Here is a 439-nt window from a genome sequence, read left to right on the forward strand (position 1 = left end):
ACCGGGCAGTCGAAGACGTCTAGATCGAGGCGATAGAGGTGCGGTTGCGGTCGTATATTCGGCCTGTTGATGGGCTCTTACGGCCCTGGCCTTCATGGAAATCCGCATCGAGTCGTGCCACACGCTGCAACTGAGCTTCTCGCTCTGACTTGTTACCGGCATCTAGACCCGATGGGGCCGACCCGTTTCGCCATGATCGCTGCCTTCTCCTGCACAACCGCTGGTGGGAAAAATTAAGGTCGGGCCTTTCAGGCGGCCACGGCCTGATACTCCGGATCAAAGCAGGTGCCGTTCGCCCAGCTCGCCCAGGCGATCCGAGCCAGCTTGTTGGCCACGGCACAGGCCGCTTTGTTGTGATTGGATCGCGCCTGCACGCCCAGCGCCCAGTGCTGGAGCGGGCTCAGGGGTCTGCCCGCGTTCTGGTTGCGCCTAGCACTGA

The 439-nt window shown here is 62.0% G+C and carries 1 pseudogene; it reads right to left on the reverse strand.

Annotated elements, in window-relative coordinates:
* Positions 1-248: 248 nt before the first annotated feature.
* Positions 249-439 (reverse strand): annotated as a pseudogene (locus DEH80_RS17060) (IS110 family transposase); the annotation flags it as partial.

It is taken from the genome of Abyssibacter profundi (assembly GCF_003151135.1).
In the GTDB taxonomy this organism is placed as follows: domain Bacteria; phylum Pseudomonadota; class Gammaproteobacteria; order Nevskiales; family OUC007; genus Abyssibacter; species Abyssibacter profundi.